The organism is Hoeflea sp. Naph1 (genome assembly GCF_046837775.1).
Classification (GTDB): Bacteria; Pseudomonadota; Alphaproteobacteria; order Rhizobiales; family Rhizobiaceae; genus Hoeflea.
This window is the reverse complement of sequence record NZ_CP177286.1, coordinates 3,883,456-3,904,221: the sequence shown is the minus strand read 5'-3', so window position 1 is coordinate 3,904,221 and position 20,766 is coordinate 3,883,456. Positions and strand designations below refer to the sequence as shown.

The 20,766-nt window shown below is 61.0% G+C and carries 19 protein-coding genes; 13 read left to right on the top strand and 6 right to left on the bottom strand.

All coding sequences use genetic code 11. The annotated features are described in order from the left end of the window. Positions 1 to 7 precede the first annotated feature (7 nt). From ACK6D9_RS18760 to ACK6D9_RS18745, 4 genes are all read right to left on the bottom strand, one after another. A protein-coding gene (locus ACK6D9_RS18760) for an IS5 family transposase (RefSeq protein WP_412049012.1) occupies positions 8 to 759 on the bottom strand; the annotation gives its coding sequence in 2 pieces (ribosomal slippage) (positions 8 to 426 and positions 426 to 759; 753 coding nt in all). Between the two features lie 159 nt (positions 760 to 918). Next, entirely contained in the window at positions 919 to 3,498 is a 2,580-nt protein-coding gene (locus ACK6D9_RS18755) for an HWE histidine kinase domain-containing protein (protein ID WP_412049668.1), read from the bottom strand. After that, positions 3,491 to 4,048, bottom strand: a complete 558-nt coding sequence (locus ACK6D9_RS18750; RefSeq protein ID WP_412049667.1) for a biliverdin-producing heme oxygenase — start codon at positions 4,046 to 4,048, stop codon at positions 3,491 to 3,493. The genes ACK6D9_RS18755 and ACK6D9_RS18750 overlap by 8 nt, the downstream gene beginning before the upstream one ends. Positions 4,049 to 4,160: 112 nt before the next feature. Beyond that, positions 4,161 to 4,571: a hypothetical protein gene (locus tag ACK6D9_RS18745; RefSeq protein ID WP_412049666.1), complete on the bottom strand. Its 411-nt coding sequence runs from the start codon at positions 4,569 to 4,571 to the stop codon at positions 4,161 to 4,163. A 553-nt stretch (positions 4,572 to 5,124) separates the two neighbouring features. On the opposite strand from ACK6D9_RS18745, the gene mraZ reads away from it, so the two are divergent. The 13 genes from mraZ to ACK6D9_RS18680 all read left to right on the top strand — a co-directional run bounded on the left by mraZ (position 5,125) and on the right by ACK6D9_RS18680 (position 19,867). Next, positions 5,125 to 5,553 (top strand): division/cell wall cluster transcriptional repressor MraZ, encoded by a 429-nt coding sequence (gene mraZ / locus ACK6D9_RS18740; RefSeq protein ID WP_412049665.1) that lies wholly within the window; start codon positions 5,125 to 5,127, stop codon positions 5,551 to 5,553. A gap of 26 nt (positions 5,554 to 5,579) precedes the next feature. Further along, the gene (rsmH, locus tag ACK6D9_RS18735; protein ID WP_412049664.1) at positions 5,580 to 6,605 is read left to right on the top strand and encodes a 16S rRNA (cytosine(1402)-N(4))-methyltransferase RsmH; all 1,026 of its coding nucleotides are present in this window, start codon (positions 5,580 to 5,582) and stop codon (positions 6,603 to 6,605) included. Positions 6,606 to 6,608: 3 nt separating this feature from the next. Next, a complete protein-coding gene (locus ACK6D9_RS18730) occupies positions 6,609 to 6,965 on the top strand; it encodes a hypothetical protein (RefSeq protein ID WP_267653465.1) in 357 nt (118 codons plus the stop codon). Next, positions 6,962 to 8,698 carry a peptidoglycan D,D-transpeptidase FtsI family protein gene (locus tag ACK6D9_RS18725; protein ID WP_412049663.1) on the top strand — a complete coding sequence of 579 codons (1,737 nt, stop codon included), beginning with the start codon at positions 6,962 to 6,964 and terminating at the stop codon, positions 8,696 to 8,698. The genes ACK6D9_RS18730 and ACK6D9_RS18725 overlap by 4 nt, the downstream gene beginning before the upstream one ends. A 63-nt stretch (positions 8,699 to 8,761) precedes the next feature. Then, the gene (locus tag ACK6D9_RS18720) at positions 8,762 to 10,231 is read left to right on the top strand and encodes a UDP-N-acetylmuramoyl-L-alanyl-D-glutamate--2,6-diaminopimelate ligase (RefSeq protein ID WP_412049662.1); all 1,470 of its coding nucleotides are present in this window, start codon (positions 8,762 to 8,764) and stop codon (positions 10,229 to 10,231) included. Continuing rightward, a complete protein-coding gene (locus ACK6D9_RS18715; protein ID WP_412049661.1) occupies positions 10,228 to 11,661 on the top strand; it encodes a UDP-N-acetylmuramoylalanyl-D-glutamyl-2,6-diaminopimelate--D-alanyl-D-alanine ligase in 1,434 nt (477 codons plus the stop codon). The genes ACK6D9_RS18720 and ACK6D9_RS18715 overlap by 4 nt, the downstream gene beginning before the upstream one ends. A 23-nt stretch (positions 11,662 to 11,684) precedes the next feature. Next, on the top strand, positions 11,685 to 12,788 hold the full coding sequence (gene mraY, locus ACK6D9_RS18710) for a phospho-N-acetylmuramoyl-pentapeptide-transferase (protein ID WP_412049660.1): 1,104 nt from the start codon (positions 11,685 to 11,687) through the stop codon (positions 12,786 to 12,788). 3 nt (positions 12,789 to 12,791) lie between these two features. Beyond that, positions 12,792 to 14,213 carry a UDP-N-acetylmuramoyl-L-alanine--D-glutamate ligase gene (gene murD / locus ACK6D9_RS18705; RefSeq protein WP_412049659.1) on the top strand — a complete coding sequence of 474 codons (1,422 nt, stop codon included), beginning with the start codon at positions 12,792 to 12,794 and terminating at the stop codon, positions 14,211 to 14,213. Beyond that, positions 14,206 to 15,360, top strand: a complete 1,155-nt coding sequence (ftsW, locus tag ACK6D9_RS18700; protein WP_412049658.1) for a putative lipid II flippase FtsW — start codon at positions 14,206 to 14,208, stop codon at positions 15,358 to 15,360. Before murD ends, ftsW begins: the two co-directional genes overlap by 8 nt. 4 nt (positions 15,361 to 15,364) lie before the next feature. Continuing rightward, positions 15,365 to 16,492, top strand: coding sequence for an undecaprenyldiphospho-muramoylpentapeptide beta-N-acetylglucosaminyltransferase (gene murG, locus ACK6D9_RS18695; protein ID WP_412049657.1), 1,128 nt, complete (start codon positions 15,365 to 15,367; stop codon positions 16,490 to 16,492). Next, complete coding sequence (gene murC, locus ACK6D9_RS18690) at positions 16,489 to 17,919, top strand: UDP-N-acetylmuramate--L-alanine ligase (RefSeq protein WP_412049656.1); 1,431 nt, start codon at positions 16,489 to 16,491, stop codon at positions 17,917 to 17,919. The genes murG and murC overlap by 4 nt, the downstream gene beginning before the upstream one ends. Continuing rightward, positions 17,916 to 18,893, top strand: coding sequence for a UDP-N-acetylmuramate dehydrogenase (murB, locus tag ACK6D9_RS18685; RefSeq protein WP_412049655.1), 978 nt, complete (start codon positions 17,916 to 17,918; stop codon positions 18,891 to 18,893). Before murC ends, murB begins: the two co-directional genes overlap by 4 nt. A 152-nt stretch (positions 18,894 to 19,045) precedes the next feature. Beyond that, on the top strand, positions 19,046 to 19,867 hold the full coding sequence (locus ACK6D9_RS18680) for a GGDEF domain-containing protein (protein ID WP_412049654.1): 822 nt from the start codon (positions 19,046 to 19,048) through the stop codon (positions 19,865 to 19,867). Between the two features lie 21 nt (positions 19,868 to 19,888). Here ACK6D9_RS18680 and ACK6D9_RS18675 read toward each other — a convergent pair whose 3' ends face one another. Beyond that, complete coding sequence (locus ACK6D9_RS18675; RefSeq protein WP_412049653.1) at positions 19,889 to 20,362, bottom strand: iron-sulfur cluster assembly scaffold protein; 474 nt, start codon at positions 20,360 to 20,362, stop codon at positions 19,889 to 19,891. Beyond that, entirely contained in the window at positions 20,359 to 20,763 is a 405-nt protein-coding gene (locus tag ACK6D9_RS18670; RefSeq protein ID WP_412049652.1) for a DUF1641 domain-containing protein, read from the bottom strand. Before ACK6D9_RS18670 ends, ACK6D9_RS18675 begins: the two co-directional genes overlap by 4 nt. Positions 20,764 to 20,766 lie beyond the last annotated feature (3 nt).

Sequence of the window (20,766 nt, the reverse complement as noted above, 5' to 3'; positions counted from 1 at the left end):
TTGACGTTTACCGTGTGTGAATGAGCGTTGCGGCAATTGAGATGAAGGCTTTGAAACTCTGGTCGGTTTTGCAAGAGCGCATTGCTATCCCTCTGTTTTCCTTCAGTTTGCCAAAGTAGTTTTCGATCAAATGCCGCCATTTGTAGGTTTCCTTGTCGAACTCTGCCGGGAACCTCCGGTTGGATTTTGGCGGTATGACCGGGGTTATGCCGCGATCCAGCAGGCCATTGCGCAGCCAATCCGCGTCAAAGGCCCTGTCCGCCAGCAAATATCCGGCGGACAAGCCGCTGATCAACGCATCGGTCTCGCGCAGATCATGAGCTTGCCCTGGCATCAGACAGAAATCGACGAGATTACCGAGCGCATCCGTCAGAGCCAGTATCTTTGTCGTTATGCCGCCGCGTGAGCGTCCAATGGCCTGGCAGAGAGTCCCCCTTTTGCGCCCTGACCCGAGCGATGAACCTTGACGATAGTACCGTCGATCATTGCGTATTCCAGATCGGCGTCTGAGGCTAATGCTTTGAACATACAATAGAAAGCATCCGCTTTGACCCATCTGCGGAACCGCTTGAATACAGAATTCCATTTGCCAAACTCACCCGGCAATTCGCGCCATTGCGCGCCCGTGCGGACGATCCAGAGGACTGCCTCCATGAAAAGTCGTGGGTCACGTCCGGTTTGTCCGGGATCGGTGGTTTTACCCAGGCAGTATGGTTCGATGATCGCCCATTGCGAATTGGATAGGACTCTTCGGGTCAAGGTTGCTCTCCTCCGTTTGCAACCTTGAATCAGAAGTCAGGTGATTTGGGAATCCCGAACGTCAACAGCCCCTAGTCCAATGCGGCAAGACGGGTGTTATCCGCCATGGCGGTGGCATTATCCCGTTCGATAGAACGCGCCACGTGGCTACTATCGCTGTTATCGCCTTGCAAGCTCGATGAGGGCGATGGCGATGTCCGCTTTCGAGTAGGGCTTCTGGACTACCGGTGCATCCGGAAATTTCGCAGTCAGGCTGGCCTGGTCACCGTAGCCTGTGGCAAAAGCGAACGGGATCGACCGGTTATTCAGGTCTGCGGCGATCCGTTCGCTGGTCTCCAGGCCCAGATTGACATCCAGCAGCGCAAAACTCAGCATCGCATTGGCAGCGATTGCCAACGCATCCTCGATCCGGGCCACCACGTGGACCGCCCGGGCTCCGAGTTCCTTGACGAACTCCTCGGCATCAAGCGCGATAATCATGTTGTCCTCGACGATCAGGACATCGCCGTCGAGATGCAATTTCGCATCCGGGCTCTGTTTCGGGGCGGCTAGGGCAGGCTCCCTGGTACGGGGCTCGATGCGGGAAACATAGACCGCCGGGATCATGAAATCGGCGTTCAAACCGGCGGGGTCGAAACGCACGTCAGCCGTCCCCTTGAGCTCGAACGGGATTGATTTTTGGATAAGCGTGGTGCCGAAGCCGCGGCGTGATGGCGGGTTGCTGATCGGCGGGCCGTCGGTTTCGCTCCAGTGCAGGCGGAAGCTTCCGTCGGCTTCCAGTGCCGTCGTGATCGTCAGCACGCCGCGTTGATCGCTGAGGGCGCCGTACTTGACGGAATTGGTGATCAGTTCATGGGTGACCAGCGCAAAGGTAGTAAATGCGCCCGGATCGAGCAGCACATCGGCGCCCTCGATCCGCACCCGGTCGATCTTTTCTCCGAGATAGGCTTCGACCTCAAGCGCGATCAAGTCATGCACCGACGCCGGGTTCCAGTTCTTGCGGGTGATCTGGTCGTGGGCGCGCGCCAGCGCATGAATTCGGCCGCCGATCACCTCGGTGAAATCGGTAATGCTTGATACGTGGGACTTGCTCTGATTGATCAGGCCGCGGATCAGATTGAGAATGTTGCGAACGCGGTGGTTGAGCTCGGAAATCAGCAGTTCCTGGCGTTCCTGTGCCTGCGCGCGCTCCTTGAGGCTGGCGTCGCTTATCCGCAGCACCACTTCCAAAAGTGTCTCGCGCAGAATGCCTGCCGCGTAGATTTCCGACAATGTCCAAGGAGCGCTGTGGCCGCGAACGATTTCACGCCAGGTTTCAAAGCTTTTGCGGGGCGTAAGCCTGCCACCCTCGGATGCCAGGGTTACCGGCTTTTCAGGATTGCCCGCCCACGACACGCTTTTGGCGACTTCACCACGAAACAACACGATATAATCACGTGGCGCGCGCGACATCGGCAAAACCAGCATCCCGGCAGATTGGTGTATGAAATCGGCAGCCGGCTCATAGACCTTGGACAGATTTTCGGTGCTGAAGACAGCTCCCGCAGCGGTGGTGTTGAGAAAACGCGCCAGTCCGGGAAACTCGTCGGCGGTCGGCGTCGATCCCTGGCTGTAATACTTGCCGCCGATCCAGCCTGCCGCCCCATCGAACGCAATGACGTCCTTGATCGACGAGGCGATCATGTCAAAATTGTTCTCGATGCTGGCGCCGTCCGCCAATCGCATCATCAGTTGGTCGTGTAACGCCCGGCCCTTTTGCCTCTCCGCGCGTTCGATGTCGCCCTGCATCTGGTCGAGCACAAAGGAGAACATCTGGCCAAACAATTCGGCGGCGGTGCGTTTGTCATAGGGCAGGGTGTGCGGTGTGGTGTGATGGCAGGCGAACAAGCCCCACAATTCGCCGCGTTTGAGAATCGAGATGGACATCGACGCGGCAACGCCCATGTTGCGCAAATATTCGAGATGGATCGGCGAGACTGCGCGTGTGGTGCTGAGCGAAAGGTCGAGCGGTTCTCCTGACGGGCTGACTGCCGGGTGGATTTCCCATCCCTCGTCATCGACCGCGCTGATAATGCGCAGCAGGTTGCGCTTGTAGAGCGTTCGGGCCTGTTTGGGGATATCGGAAGCCGGATAGTGCAGCCCCTTGAAGGAATCCATTCCCGGTTTGAGCGCTTCGGCAATAACCAGGCCACTGTCATCGGGCTGGAACTGGTAGACCATCACCCGGTCGAAACCGGTCAGCGCCCTGACCTGCCTCGCGGCGACATGACATAGCTGTTCGACTGATTCAGACTTGCCGATACGGTCGATCATCGTGCGGACATAGGAAGCGTAATCGTTCCTGTCCTGCTGCACATGGTGTTCGATTTCGATGATGACCGAGCGGCCCGAGATGTGCAGCGCCAGGTCAAACAGTTTGCCGCTCTTGGTCAAGCGGAATGCAAACAGGCGCTGGACCGCGTCGGGGCTACCGAGCAGTTGCAATTGCGTGCGGATTTCATGAATGGCTTCGCCATCGATAAAATCGACCAGTGGTCGACCAATCAGGTCCTGAGCGCTGACGCCGTCGAGAAATACGCCGATGTTGGTGGAAACGTGGTTGACGAACCAGTCGGAGGATACCGAAATCAGCGCGCCGAACGATTGTACCTTGCCGAGTATGTGGATCGGTTCGCGATCGCAATTGGTCAGATCTGCGGCTTGGTCTTGCTGGCGCGGGTTCGCGGTCCGGTCAGTCATTAATCAGTAGCCCCGTTTTTGCCGCTGCACCATAACACCGAAAACAGGCCAGCGCGCCGTCGATGATGTCGTCCTGCTGCGGTCCGGCGGCGCTGAAGTCTTCAAGCCGGATTTTCACCATGTTCCATATGTCACTGGCTATGGTATCGCGCAAAAAAGCGTCGGCGCGCACAACTTTTTCGTTGCTGGTGAGAAGACGACGCCGGTTGAGAATTTTCGCACCCATCTGAGAGCCGGCGAGCACGTAGGCATAGCCCAGCGGATCCCCCGGAAGGGGGCCAAAACTTGCCATACTGGCAGGGCTGGATGGGCGGCCCAGAATCTCAAGGTCACGCTCGATCAAGGCAGGCAAATGACTGAACTCATAGCCACTTTCAACAAGACGGGGCATGATTGATTGAAGTGCGCTCAGGTGAATTTCCAGGAACGAGCCGTAGTCGGCGGCGTCCGCCATATCCAGCCGGGACATGGTGCTGTCGAGCCGGGCATGAACTTCAGCAGTTTCAGATCGGAGACGGGTGCGCAAGGTCAGGTGGGCAGGATGGGTCATTGCCATCTTATACAGTTTAATGGCGCCGCCGCATTAACTCAAGTTAGGTGTGCCGGCGGATCAGCTGGAGTCATTTTGGTCGGTCATGCCGGTTTGCTAAGCGCGAAAATGGTCAGGGTTTGAAGGGCATTGTTGAGGCGCGGCGTTGCACATAGATGGCGATGCCGATCCAGACAGCCGAGCGCAGGAGCATCGCGCCCACGGTGCGGGGCTCATAGGCGCCTCCGGTGAAGACGTGCCAGCCGAAAACGGCAAAAACGGCGACGATGGCAATGGCCAGACCCATTGCGAGTTTGGAGCCCCAATCCTTGTGCAGCGCAATCCCCGCGCCGGCAGCGACATAGACAAAGCCTGACAGGAAATTGAACCACAGCACGAAGGGAACGACATTTCCTGCGGCCGCCTTTGTTGCCTCGCCCCCGAACAGCACCCATCCACCGGAGACGACGGTCAGAACGCCGAACAGGATCGCAAGACCGGCCACGATATAAAGCACGCTATTGTTCTGTTTTTCCGATGCCATTTTCGATCTCCCTTGCCTCACCCAGCCGACCGGTGCTTGTGCGCATGAACTGCTGTCGCTCGCGTCAGGTGTTGTCCCAACTTCGCCGGAGCTATCCAGAGTGGAGGAGCTCGACCGCAAGCTGTGTGGATATTCTCGCCAGCCAACAATCCACGGGCATGCCTGCTACAACACATGCAGCATGCCATGCATGCCAACAAGTTGCGATTGATCACGGTGTGGCTGCGGCGGGGCAAATCGCCTCATGGGGTGTTCTTCCCAGTTCCTTCGATCATGCCTAACGGTTCGTTAATCTTGACGAGGTATTAACGGGTGAAACTTGAGGGCTTCAAGGGGAGTGGTTCCCATTGACGCCCATGGTGGCCCATGGTATCCCAAATACCCAAGATCAGCTGGCGGTTATCCGCCGATTTTTCCCCCTTCGGACCGCGGTTCTGCACAGGAGCCGTTCGGGCGGCTTGCGCCGCCAGTGGGTACGCATGGGTGGAAAATCCGGGACAAGGCGGGGGGGCGATGGCGTGGGGCCAGAAGGCGGAAGCGGCGGTACAGAGTCATGAACCGGTTCCTGTCGCATGCGACAAACAGGATCGACGCGAAGGGCCGGGTTTCGGTGCCCTCGATGTTTCGTGCCGTTTTGGCCAGATCCGCTGTCGAGGAACTCTACGTCTGGCAGGATTTCGTGTTTCCGGCGGTCTCGATGGCCGGGCCGGAAGTACTGGAGCGCTTCGAGCGGATGATCGGGTCGCAGGACCCGTTCTCGGCCGAGGCCAACAAGATGTCGCTGCTGATTCACGGCGGCGGGGTGTTCATGAAGCTCGACGGCGAGGGACGGCTTCTGGTGACGGATTTCATTCGCGATTTCACGGGCATCACCGACAAGGTGACGTTTGCGGGGCGCGGGGACCACTTTCAGCTCTGGGAACCGGCGGCATTCGAGGCAATGCAGTCGCAAGCCCGGAAAGAACGGACGGCCAGATCCTGACCGTCCGCAACGGATGGAGAAACGGAATGGTGGCGGATATGGGCGATGGTGATGCTGACGCCCAAGGCGGACCTGTCCGTCACATTCCGGTTCTTCTCCGCGGGGTTCTGGATGCACTGGCGCCTGCATCGGGCGAACTGATTGTCGACGGAACCTTCGGCGCCGGCGGCTACTCTGCCGCGATCCTGCAAGCAGGCGCCGATGTCATTGCCTTTGACCGCGACCCGGACGCGATTGCCGCGGGGGCTAAAATGGTTGAGGCTGCCGATGGCAAGCTCAAACTCATTCAGGCCCAATTTTCCGATCTTCTTGACCATGTTGAAGAGGCCAGTCTCGACGGGCTGGTTCTCGACATCGGCGTTTCCTCGATGCAGATCGACGAGGCCGAGCGCGGGTTTTCGTTCATGCGCGACGGACCGCTCGACATGCGCATGGGCCAGGCCGGTGTCAGCGCCGCCGATGTGGTCAACCGCGCCAAGGTTTCCGATCTGACCCGGATTTTCGGCATTCTCGGCGAAGAACGCCACGCGGGACGGATCGCCCGGGCGATTGAAACCGAGCGCGCCAAGCAGCCGTTTGCAACCACACGGCAACTGGCCGGTCTGATCGAGCGGGTTTCACCACGCCGCCCGCAGGACAAGATCCATCCCGCAACCCGGGTGTTCCAGGCGCTCAGAACCTATGTCAACGATGAGCTTGGCGAACTGGCGCAGACACTGTTTGCCGCCGAAAAGGCGCTCAAGCCGGGCGGCCGGCTGGTGGTGGTGAGCTTTCATTCGCTCGAGGACCGGATCGTCAAGCGCTTCTTCCAGGACCGGTCCGGCAAGGCGTCAGGCTCGCGGCACATGCCGCTGGTAGCCGTGCGCCAGGCGACATTCACGCCGATCGGCAAGCAGCCGGTTACCGCCAACGAGGCCGAATGCGCGGAAAACCCGCGCGCCCGCTCGGCCAAATTGCGATCCGGTCTGCGCACCAGTGCACCGGCGGAAAATACCGGCACCGACATTCTTCCCGTCCCCAACCTCGCCGCGCTCGCGGCACTCGGAGGCTGAGCCATGTTGCGAACTCTCGACCTGGTGCTGGTTGGCGCGATGATCGCGGCTGCGACCATTACCTATCAGATCAAGCACGACGCCGAGGTGAAGCTCGAAGAGGTGCGGGGATTGCAGGCCGAAATCAAGCTGCAGAAGGAAACCATCGACCTGCTGGAGGCCGACTGGAGTCTGCTCAACCAGCCTTCGCGGCTGCAGCGACTGTCGACGGCGTTCGAGGCTGAGCTGGGGCTCAGGCCGATCGAAGCCGAGCAAATGGCCCAACCCGACGAATTGCCCGGACGGGCCAGCGACTTCGAACCGAAACTGGCCGAAAACGGTGCCGACGCGGCGCTGACGACAGGGTCGGTGCAGCAATGAGATCTTTGAGAACATTCTTCAGCCGGCGCGCTGCGCACGCCAATCCGGTCAGCGGGCGGGGACAATCGATGTTCGAATTCGAAGGGGTGCGCAAGGCGCAAGGGGCGCAGGCCAAGAACCGCATCATCATCGCCATCGCCTGTTTTGGCGTCATCTATGCGGTGATTGGCGGGCGGCTGGTGCAATACGGCATGCGCTCGCCCGAAACCGTGTCGTCGATCAACCGCACCAACGAGTTGCTGGCTTCGCGACCGGATCTGCTGGATCGCAACGGTGAGGTACTGGCCACAGACATCCGCACCGTTTCGCTGTTTGCCGAACCCAACAAGATCGTCGATCCGGACGAAGCAGTGGAACTGCTGGCCACCGTGCTGCCCGATCTCGATCAGCGCGGCATCTACCGCAAACTGTCATCGAATTCGCGGTTTCAGTGGCTTCGGCGCCAGTTGACGCCGAAACAGCAGAGCCAGATCCTGTCGCTGGGCATTCCCGGCATCGGCTTTCGCCCGGAAACGCGCCGCTTCTATCCGGGCGGGCCGACCGCCTCGCATGTGATTGGGCTGACCAATATCGACAACAAGGGCATCTCCGGCATGGAGAAATATGTCGACGGGCAGGGACTTGGCGCGCTTGCGGACGCCGGCATGACCGTTGACGAAGACCTCAAGCCGGTACGGCTGTCGCTTGATCTGAGGGTTCAGCATGTGTTGCGCGACGAACTGGCCGCAGCGATGGAGCGTTACCAGGCGATTGCCGCCGGCGGTGTCGTGCTCAACATTCACACCGGCGAAGTGATCGGCATGGCCTCGCTGCCTGATTACGATCCGAACAATCCGGTCGACGCCCAGAAGAAAGACCGGCTCAACCGGATGTCAGCCGGCACGTTCGAGATGGGCTCGACGTTCAAGGTATTTACCACGGCGATGGGCCTCGATTCGGGCAAGGTCAAGCTGACCGACGAGATTGATGCCCGCGGCTCCATCCGCATCGGCGGTTTCACCATCCGGGATTTCCATGGCAAAAACCGGATGCTGACGGTGCCGGAGGTGTTCATCTACTCCTCCAATATCGGCTCTGCGCGAATTGCCGACATGATCGGCATCGAAGGTCATCAGGAGTTTCTCACCCGGCTCGGACTGCTGTCGCGGATGCAGACGGAATTGCCGGAAGTGGCGACCCCGACCCAACCCTCGGCCTGGAAGAAAATCAACTCGGTGACCATTTCGTTCGGCCACGGTGTCGCCACTACGCCGCTGCAGACGGCGGTGGCGGCGGCGGCGCTGATGAATGGCGGTAAGCTGATCGAGCCGACCTTCCTGCCGCGCACCCGCGAAGAGGCCGACAAGGTCGCTGTCCAGGTGGTCAACCCGAAAACCAGCGCCGATATGCGCTACCTGATGGCGCTCAATGTCGCCAAGGGCTCGGGGCGGCGCGCCGAAGTTGAAGGCTTCCGGGTTGGCGGCAAGACCGGCACGGCGGAAAAAGTGATCAACGGCCGCTATAATTCGGATGTACGTTTCAACGCGTTCCTGTCGGCATTCCCGATTGATGATCCAGATTACGTGGTGTTGGTGATTATCGACGAACCGAAACCCGAAGAAGGAAAGAGATCGGCCACCGCAGGCTTGAATGCCGCGCCGATGGTCAGCGGCATTATTCGCCGGTCAGCGGCGTTTCTTGATGTAGAGCCAAAATTCGGTGACGGCGGGCAAATGCTGTCATTGTCATATTGATACCATAAGTGGCGAGCAGGGCATGGCCCGCCATGATTCGATAAAGAAAGATCCGAGCGCTCCATGAAACTGTCTGCCTTGATTTCAGCCCTGCCGTCAGGATCCGTAACGGTCCCGCAAGCGGCAGATCTCGACCTGCCGGTCACCGGTCTGACCGCTGACAGCCGGACTGTGGAGCCGGGCAACCTGTTTTTTGCGATGGCCGGGGCGAAAACCGATGGCGCACGCTTTGTCGGGCAAGCGGCTGCAAAGGGCGCCGTGGCAATTGTCGTGGCCGATGACGCCGAGCTTCCCGCCGATGTCGGGCTGGTGCTCAGAAGCAACGATCCACGGCTGGCGCTGGCGCGGATGTCGGCGGCCTATTTCGGCCCGCAGCCGCGGGTGATGGCAGCCGTCACCGGCACCGCAGGCAAGACCTCGGTCGCCTCGTTCCTGCGGCAGATCTGGGCCCATGCGGGCGAGAGGGCGGCGATGCTGGGCACCACCGGTGTGACCGCGCCGGGTCGCAGCGAATACGGATCCCTGACCACTCCCGACCCGGTGGCGTTGCATCGGCTCTTGGCCGAACTTGCCAGCGACGGTGTTACCCATGCGGCGATGGAGGCCTCGAGCCACGGGCTCGATCAGCGCCGGCTCGATGGCGTTTCGCTGAGCGTGGCGGGCTTTACCAATCTGGGCCGCGATCACATGGATTATCATCCGACCATGGAAGATTACATGGCCGCCAAGATGCGGCTGTTCGATTGCCTTCTGCCGAAGGGGGCGCCGGCGGTGATCTTTGCCGATGATCCCTGGTCGGAGCGGGCTGTCGAGGTTGCCGAACGTGCAGGCGCCCGGGTGCTCACGGTTGGGCGCAAGGGCGGCTTCCTGAGCCTCAAACGTGTGGAACATCTGCGTCACAAGCAGGTCGGCGAAATCCATCTCGAGGGCCGCATCTTCGAGGTCGAACTGCCATTGGCAGGCGACTTCCAGTTCTCCAATGCGCTGGTTGCTGCGGGGATGGCAATTGCCAGCGGCACCTCTGCGGATCTGGCAATGGCAGCGCTTGAGGATCTTACCGGCGCTGCCGGCCGGCTCGAACTGGTTGGCTCGACCGCCAATGGGGCGCCGGTCTATGTCGACTACGCCCACAAGCCCGAAGCGCTTGAAAATGTGCTAGACGCGGTGCGTCCGTTTACCACCGGAAGGGTTGTGGTGGTGTTTGGCTGTGGCGGCGACCGGGATCGCGGCAAGCGGCCGATCATGGGTGGCATCGCCACAAAGCTGGCAGACGTGACGATCGTCACTGATGATAATCCGCGCTCGGAAGATCCGGCAGCGGTGCGCGCGGAAATCATGATCGCAGCCCCAGGCGCCACCGAAATCAGCGACCGCGCCGAGGCGATCCGCACTGCTATAACCATGCTGAAAGGCGGCGACACGCTGATCGTTGCCGGCAAGGGCCATGAGCAGGGTCAGACCGTGGGCGACAAGGTGTTGCCGTTTTCCGACCACGCAGAAATTCGCAAAGTTCTGGAGGCACTGTCGGCATGAGCCTGTTGTGGACCGCACAAGCCATGATCGAGGCAATGGACGGGCGTCCCGTCGGCGCCCTGCCGGAAGGTGTTACCGGGATCTCGATCGACAGCCGCACTGCGCATGCGGGCGATGCGTTCTTTGCCATCAAGGGCGACCGCTTCGACGGTCATGATTTTGCCAGTGTCGCCATCGCCAATGGCGCGGGTCTGCTGGTGGTGTCGGAAGACAAATTGCCTGCGCTTGGCCGGGTCACCGCGCCGATGATCGTGGTCAATGACGTGCTGATGGCGCTCGGCGCTCTCGCCCGGGCGTCGCGGGCGCGATCGCAGGCAAAAATCATCGCCATCACCGGCTCGGTCGGCAAGACCTCGAGCAAGGAGATGCTGCGCCACGCGCTGGAGCCCTCGGGCGAGGTGCACGCGTCTGCGGCCTCCTACAACAATCACTGGGGCGTGCCGCTGACGCTGGCGCGGATGCCTGAAAGCGCTGCCTTTGGCATTTTCGAGATCGGCATGAACCATCCCGGCGAAATCCGGCCGCTGGTCGACATGGTCAGGCCGGATGTGGCGGTGATCACCACCATCGCTGCGGCGCATATGGGCAATTTCAAGAATCTGAGCGAGATCGCCGCGGCCAAGGCCGAGATCATGGAAGGCATGGCCGAAGATGGTCACCTTCTGCTCAACCACGACAATGAAAAATATGCCTGGTTGAAAAAGCAGGCAACCGCGATGGGCGTGGCCCATGTCCACTCCTTCGGCGAAAACGCCAAGGCCGATTACCGGCTGCTCAAGGCCAAGTTGCTGCCCGATTGTTCGACCATCACAGCCCGGATCGGTGAAGATGAAGTGGCCGCCAAGATCGGCGCGCCGGGCCGTCATCTGGTGCAGAACGCGCTGGCGGTGCTGGGCGTGGTGCAACTGGCCGGCGCCGATCTGGCAAGGGCGGTGCATGCACTGGCGGGCTTCTCGGCCGAGAAGGGCCGCGGCGCACGCCATGAACTTGCCATTGATGGCGGTTCCTTCCTGCTGATCGACGAAAGCTACAATGCCAATCCGGCCTCGATGCGTGCCGCGCTCGACTTGCTCCGCGATACGCCGGTGCGGTTGCGTGGCCGCCGCATCGCGGTGCTGGGTGACATGCTGGAAATGGGGCGTTTTTCCGAACGGGTACACCGCGAACTGGCAGCGCCGATGCGCGAAGCCAGTGTCGACATGGCCTGTCTCGCCGGGCCGGAAATGAAGACCTTGCGCGATGAACTCGGCACCGACATCGAGACCGTATACCGCGATGACGCGGACGGGCTCAGCACGCATCTGATATCTGTTCTCCGGGACGGTGACGTGGTGATGATCAAATCGTCGCTCGGCATCGGCTTTGGACGTATTGTCAAGGCGTTGCTTGACAAGTATCCGCTGCTGACAGACAGCAGCGCCAACACCTAAAGCAACTCGGGGGACGGGAACTTATGCTCATCTGGCTGGTGGATCTGGCGGACCAAGTCCAGTTCTTCAATCTTTTCAGATATATCACATTCAGAACCGGGGCGGCGATGTTCACCTCGGCATTGATCGTATTTCTGTTTGGACCCCGAATCATTGCTTCCCTGCGAGTACGTCAGGGGCGCGGGCAGCCGATCCGGGCGGATGGGCCGCAAACCCATTTCCTCAAGGCCGGTACGCCGACCATGGGTGGATTGATGATTCTGGCGGGAATCATCGGCTCGTCGGTCCTGTGGGCCGATCTGTCGAGCGTCTATGTGGTGACCACATTGCTGGTGACGCTGGGTTTCGGCGCCATCGGCTTTTACGATGATTATCTCAAGGTCACCAAGCAGTCCGACAAGGGCTTCTCCGGCAAGGCCCGCCTGGCGCTTGAATTCCTGATTGCCGGGCTGGCGGTGTATTTCATCATGCAGGCATCGATGGCCGCGTCGACGGTCAAGGGCGCGACGTTCAGTTCCTCCATCGCGTTTCCGTTCTTCAAGGATCTGCTGCTTGATCTTGGCTGGTTCTTTATCGCCTTCGGCGCCTTCGTCATCGTCTCGGCAGGCAACGCGGTCAATCTGACCGATGGCCTCGATGGCCTTGCCATTGTGCCGGTGATGATCGCGGCAGCGTCGTTCGGGGCGATTGCCTATCTCGCCGGCAACGCGGTGTTTGCCAATTATCTGCAGATCAACTTCGTACCTGGCACCGGTGAACTGGCGGTGATCCTTGGTGCTGTGATCGGCGCCGGTCTTGGCTTCCTGTGGTTCAATGCGCCCCCGGCGGCGATCTTCATGGGCGATACCGGATCGCTGGCGCTGGGCGGACTGATCGGTACCGTGGCCGTTGCCACCAAGCACGAGATCGTCATGGCGATCATCGGTGGCCTGTTTGTGATCGAAGCCCTGTCGGTCATCATCCAGGTCGCATGGTTCAAGCTGACCGGCAACCGGGTGTTCCTGATGGCGCCAATTCACCATCATTTCGAAAAGCTCGGATGGACCGAAAGCCAGGTCGTGGTGCGATTCTGGATCATTTCCGTGGCCCTTGCGATGATCGGGCTCGCCACCCTCAAGTTGAGATAGACGATGATCGCGGCGTCCACATTTTCCGGCAATAATGTGGCGTTGTTCGGCCTTGGCGGGTCGGGCATGGCAACAGCAAAATCACTGGTTGCCGGCGGCGCCCAATTGACCGCCTGGGATGACAATCCGGCACAGGTCGAGGCGGCGCGCGCGGCGGGCATTCCGGCCGGTGATCTGCGCGAGATCGACTGGTCCGGCCTGCATGCGCTGGTGCTTGCCCCCGGCGTGCCTCTGACCCACCCGAAGCCGCACTGGACGGTGGATCTGGCCAATAGGCATGCGGTCGAGATCATCGGCGATATCGAAATCTTTGTGCGCGAGCGCCGCGCCCATGCGCCTGGGAGTCCGTTCATCGCCATCACCGGCACCAACGGCAAATCCACCACCACGGCGCTGATTGCGCATCTGATTTCCCACAGCGGCCGCGACGCCCAGCTTGGCGGCAATATCGGCACCGCGGTGTTGACGCTGGATCCGCCGGCGCCTGGCCGGGTTCACGTGGTCGAATGCTCGTCCTATCAGATCGATCTGGCGCCGTCGCTCGATCCAAGCGCCGGGCTGTTGCTTAATCTGACGCCAGACCATCTCGACCGCCACGGCTCGATGCAGCACTATGCTGAAATCAAGGCGCGGCTGGTGGCACACAGCGACCGGGCGATCATCGGTGTGGACGATGACTGGTGTCGCGACATCGCGGCCAGGCTTGAGGCGGAAGGCCGTGCGGTGGAACGGATCTCCAAGACGCTGCCACTGATGCGGGGCCTTTATGCCGATGGAACCAGGATCCATCTTGCCGACAGCGGAACGGTCAGCCTCTATGTAGATCTGGCCGGCATTCCCACCTTGCGCGGCGCGCACAATGCCCAGAACGCCGCGGCCGCCATTGCCGCCTGCCGCTCGGTCGGGCTCAGTGATGATGAAATCCGCGCCGGCCTTGCCACCTTCCCGGGGCTCAAACACCGGATGCAGCCGGTGGCGCGGCGTGGGCGCGTGGTCTTCGTCAATGATTCCAAGGCCACCAATGCGGAAGCCGCGGCGCCGGCGCTGCAAAGTTTCGAACCGATCTACTGGATTGCCGGCGGTCTGGCCAAGGAAGGCGGCATTGCCGCCCTCGAGCCATATTTCCCGCGTATCGCCAAGGCCTATCTGATCGGCGAGGCGGCGGCAGGCTTTGCCGCAACGATTGGCGCTCAGGCGCCGTTTGAAATTTCCGGTACGCTCGACAATGCGATCGCGGCCGCAGCGCGCGATGCGGCAGCGGACGGGGCGGAAATGCCTGCGGTGCTGTTGTCGCCCGCCTGCGCCAGTTTTGACCAGTACCGCAATTTCGAGGTGCGCGGAGATGCCTACGTAAGCCTGGTGGCGGCTCTGGATGATATCGAGATGCTCGTCGATGCCGGGCGCAAAGGAGAAACTGATGGTTAGCCGTGTTGAACGCGGACCGGTCGCCGATTGGTTCTGGACCATTGACCGACTCTTCCTGGCGGCCTTCGTGGCGCTGATGGGCGTCGGTCTGATGCTGTCTTTTGCGGCGAGCCCGGCGGTGGCCGAACGGCTCGGGCTCGACAGTTTTCATTTTGTCGAGCGTCACGGCGTGTTCCTGATCCCGGCGCTGGCGGTGATGATTGGCGTTTCCTTCCTCACCCCGCGTCAGGTGCGCCGCGCCGCACTGGCGTTGTTGGCCATGTCGATCGCGATGATGGTGCTGGCGCTGTTCTTCGGTGTCGAGGTCAAGGGATCGCGGCGCTGGGTATCGGTGTTTGGGCTTTCGGTACAACCGTCGGAATTCATGAAGCCTGCCTTCGTGGTGATCTGCGCCTGGCTGTTTTCCGAACGGTCGCGCCATCCTGAAATTCCCGGCAATCTGTTTGCCATCATCCTGTTCGGCATTGTTGCGGCGTTGCTGGTGGCGCAACCGGATCTGGGCCAGACCATGCTGACGGCGGCGGTCTGGGGCGGCATGTTCTTCATGGCCGGCATGTCGTGGTTCTGGATCATGCTGCTGGGGGGCATGGCCGTTTCGGGCTTCGTCGCCGCATATCTGGTGTTTCCGCATGTCGCCGACCGGATCAACGGCTTTCTGTTTGGCGAGGGCGACAGTTTTCAGGTCGACACCGCGCGCGAGGCGATCATTCGTGGCGATTGGCTGGGTCAGGGGCCGGGCGAGGGCACCATCAAGCGGATCCTTCCCGACAGCCACACCGATTTCGTGTTTTCTGTTGCGGCTGAAGAATTCGGCATCCTGTTCTGCATGGTTCTGGTGGCGCTGTTTGGCTTCGTGGTCATTCGCGGGTTGATCCGCGCCGGCCGCGAGCAGGATGATTTCACCCGGCTTGCCGTGGCGGGGCTGGCGCTGCTGATCGGCTTCCAGTCGTTCATCAATATCGGCGTCAATCTCGAACTGCTGCCGGCCAAGGGAATGACACTGCCGTTCATCTCCTACGGCGGCTCGTCGATGATCGCGGTTGCCATTACCGCCGGCTTCCTGCTGGCACTGACCCGGCACCGGCCCGAGAGCAGGGCGCAACCCCGTGCCATCTACCGCCCCACCGCAGCCGTGGCGGCGGAGTAGCGGCATGGAAAATGGCAAATTGTTCTTGCTGTCTGCGGGCGGCACCGGTGGGCACCTGTTTCCGGCCGAAGCGCTGGCACATGAGCTGACCGCGCGTGGACACACCGTGCATCTGGTCACCGACAGCCGGGCCGAGCGATTTGCCGGCAAGTTTCCGGCATCGGAAATCCACATTGTCCGCTCCGCCACCATCGGCTCGAAAAACCCTTTCAAGGTCGTCCGTGCGTTGTGGACGCTGTTTCAGGGCGTGCGCGAGGCCGGTGCGCTGGTCCGGCGTATCCGACCTGATGCGGTAATCGGTTTTGGCGGCTACCCGACGATCCCGCCGCTGCTGGCGGCGTCAAATGCCGGCCTGCCGACGATGATCCACGAACAGAATGCGGTGATGGGACGGGCCAACAAGGCGCTGGCCGGCCGGGTCAAGGCGATCGCCGGCGGGTTTTTGCCCGAGGGCGAGGGCAAATATGCAGGCAAGACCGTGATAACCGGCAATCCGGTGCGGCCCGAGGTGCTGGCTGCGGCGGCAATTCCCTATGTGCCGTCGATGGAGGGCGAAACCTTCCGTCTGGTGGTCTTCGGCGGAAGCCAGGGGGCGCAATTCTTTTCCGATGCTATTCCGGCGGCAATCGCATTGCTTCCAGATCCGCTCCGCGCACGGCTGGAACTGACCCAGCAGGCACGGGCCGAGGACGAAGATCATGTTCGGGCGCGGCTTGAGGAACTTGGCATCAAGGCGGAGGTCTCGCCGTTTTTCAACGACATGGCCGCGCGCCTGGGGGCTGCGCATCTGGTGATTTCGCGGTCCGGCGCATCCACGGTATCGGAGATTGCCGTGATTGGCCGCTCGGCCATCCTGGTGCCCTATCCGTTCGCACTTGACCATGACCAGGCTGCCAACGCCGCGGCGCTGATGGCCAAGGGCGGGGCCAGCGTGATCAAGCAATCAGAGCTTTCGCCGCAGCTACTTTCTGACATGATCGGCGATCGCATGCAGGACCCCGCCGGCCTCGCGGCCACCGCGGCTGCGGCACAGGCGACCGGAAAACCCGACGCCGCGCGCTTGCTTGCCAATCTGGCGGAGGCTATTGCGGAGGGGATCACACCAGAGCAATTCAGGAGCACACCCGCATGAAAATGCCGCAAACCATCGGCCTCGTTCATTTCATCGGCATCGGCGGCATCGGCATGAGCGGCATCGCCGAGGTGCTGCACAATCTGGGCTACAAGGTTCAGGGCTCCGACCAGAGCGAAAGCGCCAATGTGCAGCGGCTGCGTGACAAGGGCATCGAGGTGTTTATCGGCCATGCGGCGGAAAATCTCGGTGAAGCGGAAGTCGTGGTGGTGTCTACCGCGATCAAGAAATCCAATCCGGAACTGATGGCCGCGCGCGAAAAGCTGCTGCCGGTGGTTCGCCGCGCCGAAATGCTGGCCGAACTGATGCGCTTCCGCAACGCGATTGCGATTGGCGGCACCCATGGCAAGACCACCACCACCTCGATGGTGGCGACGCTCCTGGAAGCAGGTGGGCTTGATCCCACGGTGATCAATGGCGGCATCATCAATGCCTATGGCACCAATGCGCGGATGGGCGAAGGCGAATGGATGGTGGTGGAAGCCGACGAGAGCGACGGCACCTTCCTCAAGCTGCCTGCCGATATCGCCGTCGTCACCAATATCGACCCCGAGCATCTTGACCATTACGGCAGCTTCGACGCCGTGCGCGCGGCGTTCAAGCAGTTCGTCGAGAACGTGCCGTTTTATGGTTTCGGGGTGATGTGTCTCGACCACCCGGAAGTGCAGTCGCTGGTTTCGAGGATCGAGGACCGCCGGGTGATTACCTATGGCGAGAACCCTCAGTCGGACGTGCGGCATTTCAATCACCGCATGGACGGCGCCACCTCGGTGTTCGATGTGGAAATCCGTCGCCGCAAGACTGGCGAGACGGTTCTGCTTTCCGATCTGCGGCTGCCGATGCCGGGCCGGCACAATGTCGCCAATGCGGTGGCGGCGATCGCCGTGGTGTTTGAACTGGGAATGACGCCCGAACAGATCGCCAAGGGGCTCGGGCAGTTTGGCGGGGTCAAGCGCCGCTTCACCCATACCGGAAGCTGGAACGGGGTCGAGATCTTTGACGATTACGGCCACCATCCGGTGGAGATCAAGGCGGTGCTTGGCGCTGCACGCGACGCCTGTGCGGGGCGTGTGATCGCGGTTGCACAGCCGCACCGCTACACAAGGCTTGAAAGCCTGTTTGATGATTTTGCCGCCTGTTTCAACCAGGCGGACACGGCAATTCTGGCGCCGGTCTATGCGGCCGGCGAAGATCCGATCGAGGGCATCAACTCGGCAAGTCTGGTTTCCAGCATGAAGGCCGGCGGCCACCGCGATGCGCGGCTGATCGATGGGCCCGAAGCACTGGCGCCGCTGATCGCCGAGATCGCCAGGCCGGGCGATTACGTTGTCTGCCTCGGGGCTGGCACCATCACCTACTGGGCCAACAAATTGCCCGCTGAACTGGCGGCCCTTTCGCCGGATGCGGCGGCCGGGGGGAGCGCATGAAGCAACAGCAAGTCGATGGTGAAAAGCTGCTGGCCTCGCTTGGCGGCAAGCTGGACGCAGTGCGTGGGCGGCTGACGCCGAACGCCGAGATGTCGAAAATCACCTGGTTCCGTACCGGCGGTCCGGCGGAGCTCATGTTCCAGCCAGCCGATGAGGACGATCTCAGCACATTTCTGGCGGCGCTGCCCGAAGAGATCCCGGTGTTGCCGGTGGGCATCGGCTCCAATCTGCTGGTGCGTGACGGTGGTATTCCCGGCGTGGTGATCCGGCTTTCGGCCAAGGGATTTGGCCAGGCCGAGCAGATTTCCGAGACGCGTCTCGAGGCTGGTGCGGCCTGCCCGGACAAGCATCTGGCCGCCAAGGCGCTCGAAGCCGGGCTTGCAGGGTTTCATTTCTATCACGGCATTCCCGGCGCCATCGGCGGTGCGCTGCGGATGAACGCCGGCGCCAATGGCGTGGAGACCCGCGACCGGGTCGTCGAGGTGCATGCCGTCGACCGAGCGGGCCAACGTCACGTGTTTTCAAATGCCGGGATGGGCTACGGCTACAGGCATTCCTCAGCACCCAAGGATCTGATTTTTACCCGCGCGCTGTTTGAGGGCGCACCCGGCGAGCGCGACGAAATCCGCGAAGCCATGGACGCTGTCCAGCATCATCGCGAGACGGTGCAGCCGATCCGCGAGAAGACCGGCGGCTCGACCTTCAAGAACCCCGAAGGCACATCCGCCTGGAAGGAAATCGACAAGGCCGGCGGTCGCGGCCTGACCGTAGGTGGCGCGCAGATGTCGCCGATGCATTGCAATTTCATGATCAACACCGGCACGGCCTCGGCCTATGAGTTGGAAAATCTTGGCGAGACCATCCGTGCGCGCGTGCTCGAAACCTCCGGCATCCGGCTGGAATGGGAAATCAAGCGGCTTGGACTGTTTGAGCCTGATCAGCTGGTGCAGGAATTTCTGGGTGTGATGGTTTAAAAAAGATTGTATTGAATTCTGGAGGAATTCGCACAGGTTGTGTCGAAACATGACAAGCAGGCAGCGACGACATGGGCAGCAGCGGGCTGCACCGGAAGCACTAATTTAACTCGTCAAGTTTAAGGTCGCGGCGCTAATCGGGGGATGTAGATATGTTTCGACTGACCCGTGACTGGGTTATCAGGCAGCTTTTGTTTGAGGAATTCGGGTCATATAGTGAGGTCGTCCGCAAGGCTTTATGGGTCGGCATCAAGGTCTCCCTGTTTGCTTATGGCCTCAATATTTGCGCCCATCTCCTGCTCTACTGGTTCGATCTGCTGCCCTATTCGCTGTCTTCCGCGTTGGTCATCGCCTCGATGCTGACGCCGCCGATAACCTTCATTCTGGCGACCACCGCCTATGTGGCGGTGGGTTTTTCCATCCATGAATTGGGGGTGTCGCGGGCCGAGTTCGAATGGCTGAGCCGCACCGACATGCTGTCGGGATTGCCAAACCGCCGCGCATTTCTCGAATTGTTCGATCAGTGCAACAAGGAAAAGTCGATGCTGGTTTTCGACATCGACCATTTCAAGAAGGTCAATGACAGTTACGGACACCAGGCCGGCGATGCGGTGATTGCCGAGGTGGCGCGGATACTGTCTGCGGTTTTCGGGGAAGGTTGCGTTTGCGCCCGGATCGGCGGCGAGGAATTTGCCGTCTTCAGCGGCAGCATACCCTTTGCAGAGTTTGTCGTATTGGGTGAAGCCGCCCGCAGAAAGATTGCCGATATGCGCGTGAGCGTGGACGAGCGGGAAATCTCTATCACCATGTCGGGCGGGGCTGCCAGGGCGCTGCCGGATCAGGCGTTTGATGAAACCTTTTCGCGTGCCGACAAGGCGCTGTATGCAGCCAAGGCCGGCGGGCGAAACCGGATCGTGTTGTCCTACAGCACCGAACCGGTTAGCGCCAACTGGACCAGATGCGCCGCGGCTTGACGAGAGCGCCGGCCGGGCATGTTATGCGATTGGGTCGCGCGACGGGGAAGTTCCTTTTACAGACGTCTCATTGCCCGCCTTGCCAATAATTTCGAATGGCAGCAGGATCGAACTGTGACGCGTAGGAAAACCGCGTGCCGCAGCAAACATCTCAAGTTCGCGCCAGGGCTCGGGAAAGATGATATCCTCGCCGCTCAGAAGGCGACGGAGCAAGTGTCCGATTTCTACTATACCGGAGAATTCCCGACCGGTCGCCTGTTGTACCACGATCGCGGTCGCGGCCATGCCCAGCGTGCAGGCGCGCGTCCGCCAGCCGAGCGCAGTGATCTTGTCCGCCTCTCTGCGTATGTCCAGCGTGACGATGCTGCCGCAAGTGCGGCTCGTCCGGGTGACGGAAATATCCGCCGGGACGAGCCGCTTGTCGCTTCGAACCTTTGCGGCGAGATCCCGCAAACCGCGCTGGTAAAGCGCGGCAAGGTCCGGGTTTGTGGTCATTCGACGCCGTCATCCTTCATCTGCCGACCCAGCACCGATAGGAAGGTCAAGCCAAAATACAGACCTCGGCGGACGTCTTCGTTGCGGGCCACGCGCAGCAGGCCGAGAAGCGAAGGCACCTGTGCGGTCGCGGTCTGGTTGGCGGCAAACCGTGCCGCATTGCTCATCGACCAGGCCGCGCCGACTCCTTCTTCATAGGCCTTCATCAGCTTCTGGACCATGGCGTCGTCGAACATGTCGACGCCGTCCGAGGCCAGCGAGGCGAGATCGACCAGATTGTGGAAGCGCCGACCTTGCAACAGTGGTGCCATCTTTTCCAGCAGCTCCATCAAGCCGCGCTGGGTGGCTTCATCCATGGCAGCAAGAGGCGTGGCGGCCTCTACGGTAGTTTTTTCGGTCATGTC

Excerpts from the sequence above, each read along its gene's own strand:
- rsmH (WP_412049664.1), top strand. The coding sequence starts at position 5,580 with ATGGTGGCGGATATGGGCGATGGTGATGCTGACGCCCAAGGCGGACCT.
- ACK6D9_RS18715 (WP_412049661.1), top strand. The coding sequence starts at position 10,228 with ATGAGCCTGTTGTGGACCGCACAAGCCATGATCGAGGCAATGGACGGG.
- mraY (WP_412049660.1), top strand. The coding sequence starts at position 11,685 with ATGCTCATCTGGCTGGTGGATCTGGCGGACCAAGTCCAGTTCTTCAAT.
- murB (WP_412049655.1), top strand. The coding sequence starts at position 17,916 with ATGAAGCAACAGCAAGTCGATGGTGAAAAGCTGCTGGCCTCGCTTGGC.
- murG (WP_412049657.1), top strand. The coding sequence starts at position 15,365 with ATGGAAAATGGCAAATTGTTCTTGCTGTCTGCGGGCGGCACCGGTGGG.
- ACK6D9_RS18745 (WP_412049666.1), bottom strand. The coding sequence starts at position 4,571 with ATGGCATCGGAAAAACAGAACAATAGCGTGCTTTATATCGTGGCCGGT.
- murD (WP_412049659.1), top strand. The coding sequence starts at position 12,792 with ATGATCGCGGCGTCCACATTTTCCGGCAATAATGTGGCGTTGTTCGGC.
- ACK6D9_RS18750 (WP_412049667.1), bottom strand. The coding sequence starts at position 4,048 with ATGACCCATCCTGCCCACCTGACCTTGCGCACCCGTCTCCGATCTGAA.
- ACK6D9_RS18670 (WP_412049652.1), bottom strand. The coding sequence starts at position 20,763 with ATGACCGAAAAAACTACCGTAGAGGCCGCCACGCCTCTTGCTGCCATG.
- ACK6D9_RS18730 (WP_267653465.1), top strand. The coding sequence starts at position 6,609 with ATGTTGCGAACTCTCGACCTGGTGCTGGTTGGCGCGATGATCGCGGCT.
- murC (WP_412049656.1), top strand. The coding sequence starts at position 16,489 with ATGAAAATGCCGCAAACCATCGGCCTCGTTCATTTCATCGGCATCGGC.
- mraZ (WP_412049665.1), top strand. The coding sequence starts at position 5,125 with ATGAACCGGTTCCTGTCGCATGCGACAAACAGGATCGACGCGAAGGGC.
- ACK6D9_RS18680 (WP_412049654.1), top strand. The coding sequence starts at position 19,046 with ATGTTTCGACTGACCCGTGACTGGGTTATCAGGCAGCTTTTGTTTGAG.
- ftsW (WP_412049658.1), top strand. The coding sequence starts at position 14,206 with ATGGTTAGCCGTGTTGAACGCGGACCGGTCGCCGATTGGTTCTGGACC.
- ACK6D9_RS18675 (WP_412049653.1), bottom strand. The coding sequence starts at position 20,362 with ATGACCACAAACCCGGACCTTGCCGCGCTTTACCAGCGCGGTTTGCGG.
- ACK6D9_RS18720 (WP_412049662.1), top strand. The coding sequence starts at position 8,762 with ATGAAACTGTCTGCCTTGATTTCAGCCCTGCCGTCAGGATCCGTAACG.
- ACK6D9_RS18725 (WP_412049663.1), top strand. The coding sequence starts at position 6,962 with ATGAGATCTTTGAGAACATTCTTCAGCCGGCGCGCTGCGCACGCCAAT.
- ACK6D9_RS18755 (WP_412049668.1), bottom strand. The coding sequence starts at position 3,498 with ATGACTGACCGGACCGCGAACCCGCGCCAGCAAGACCAAGCCGCAGAT.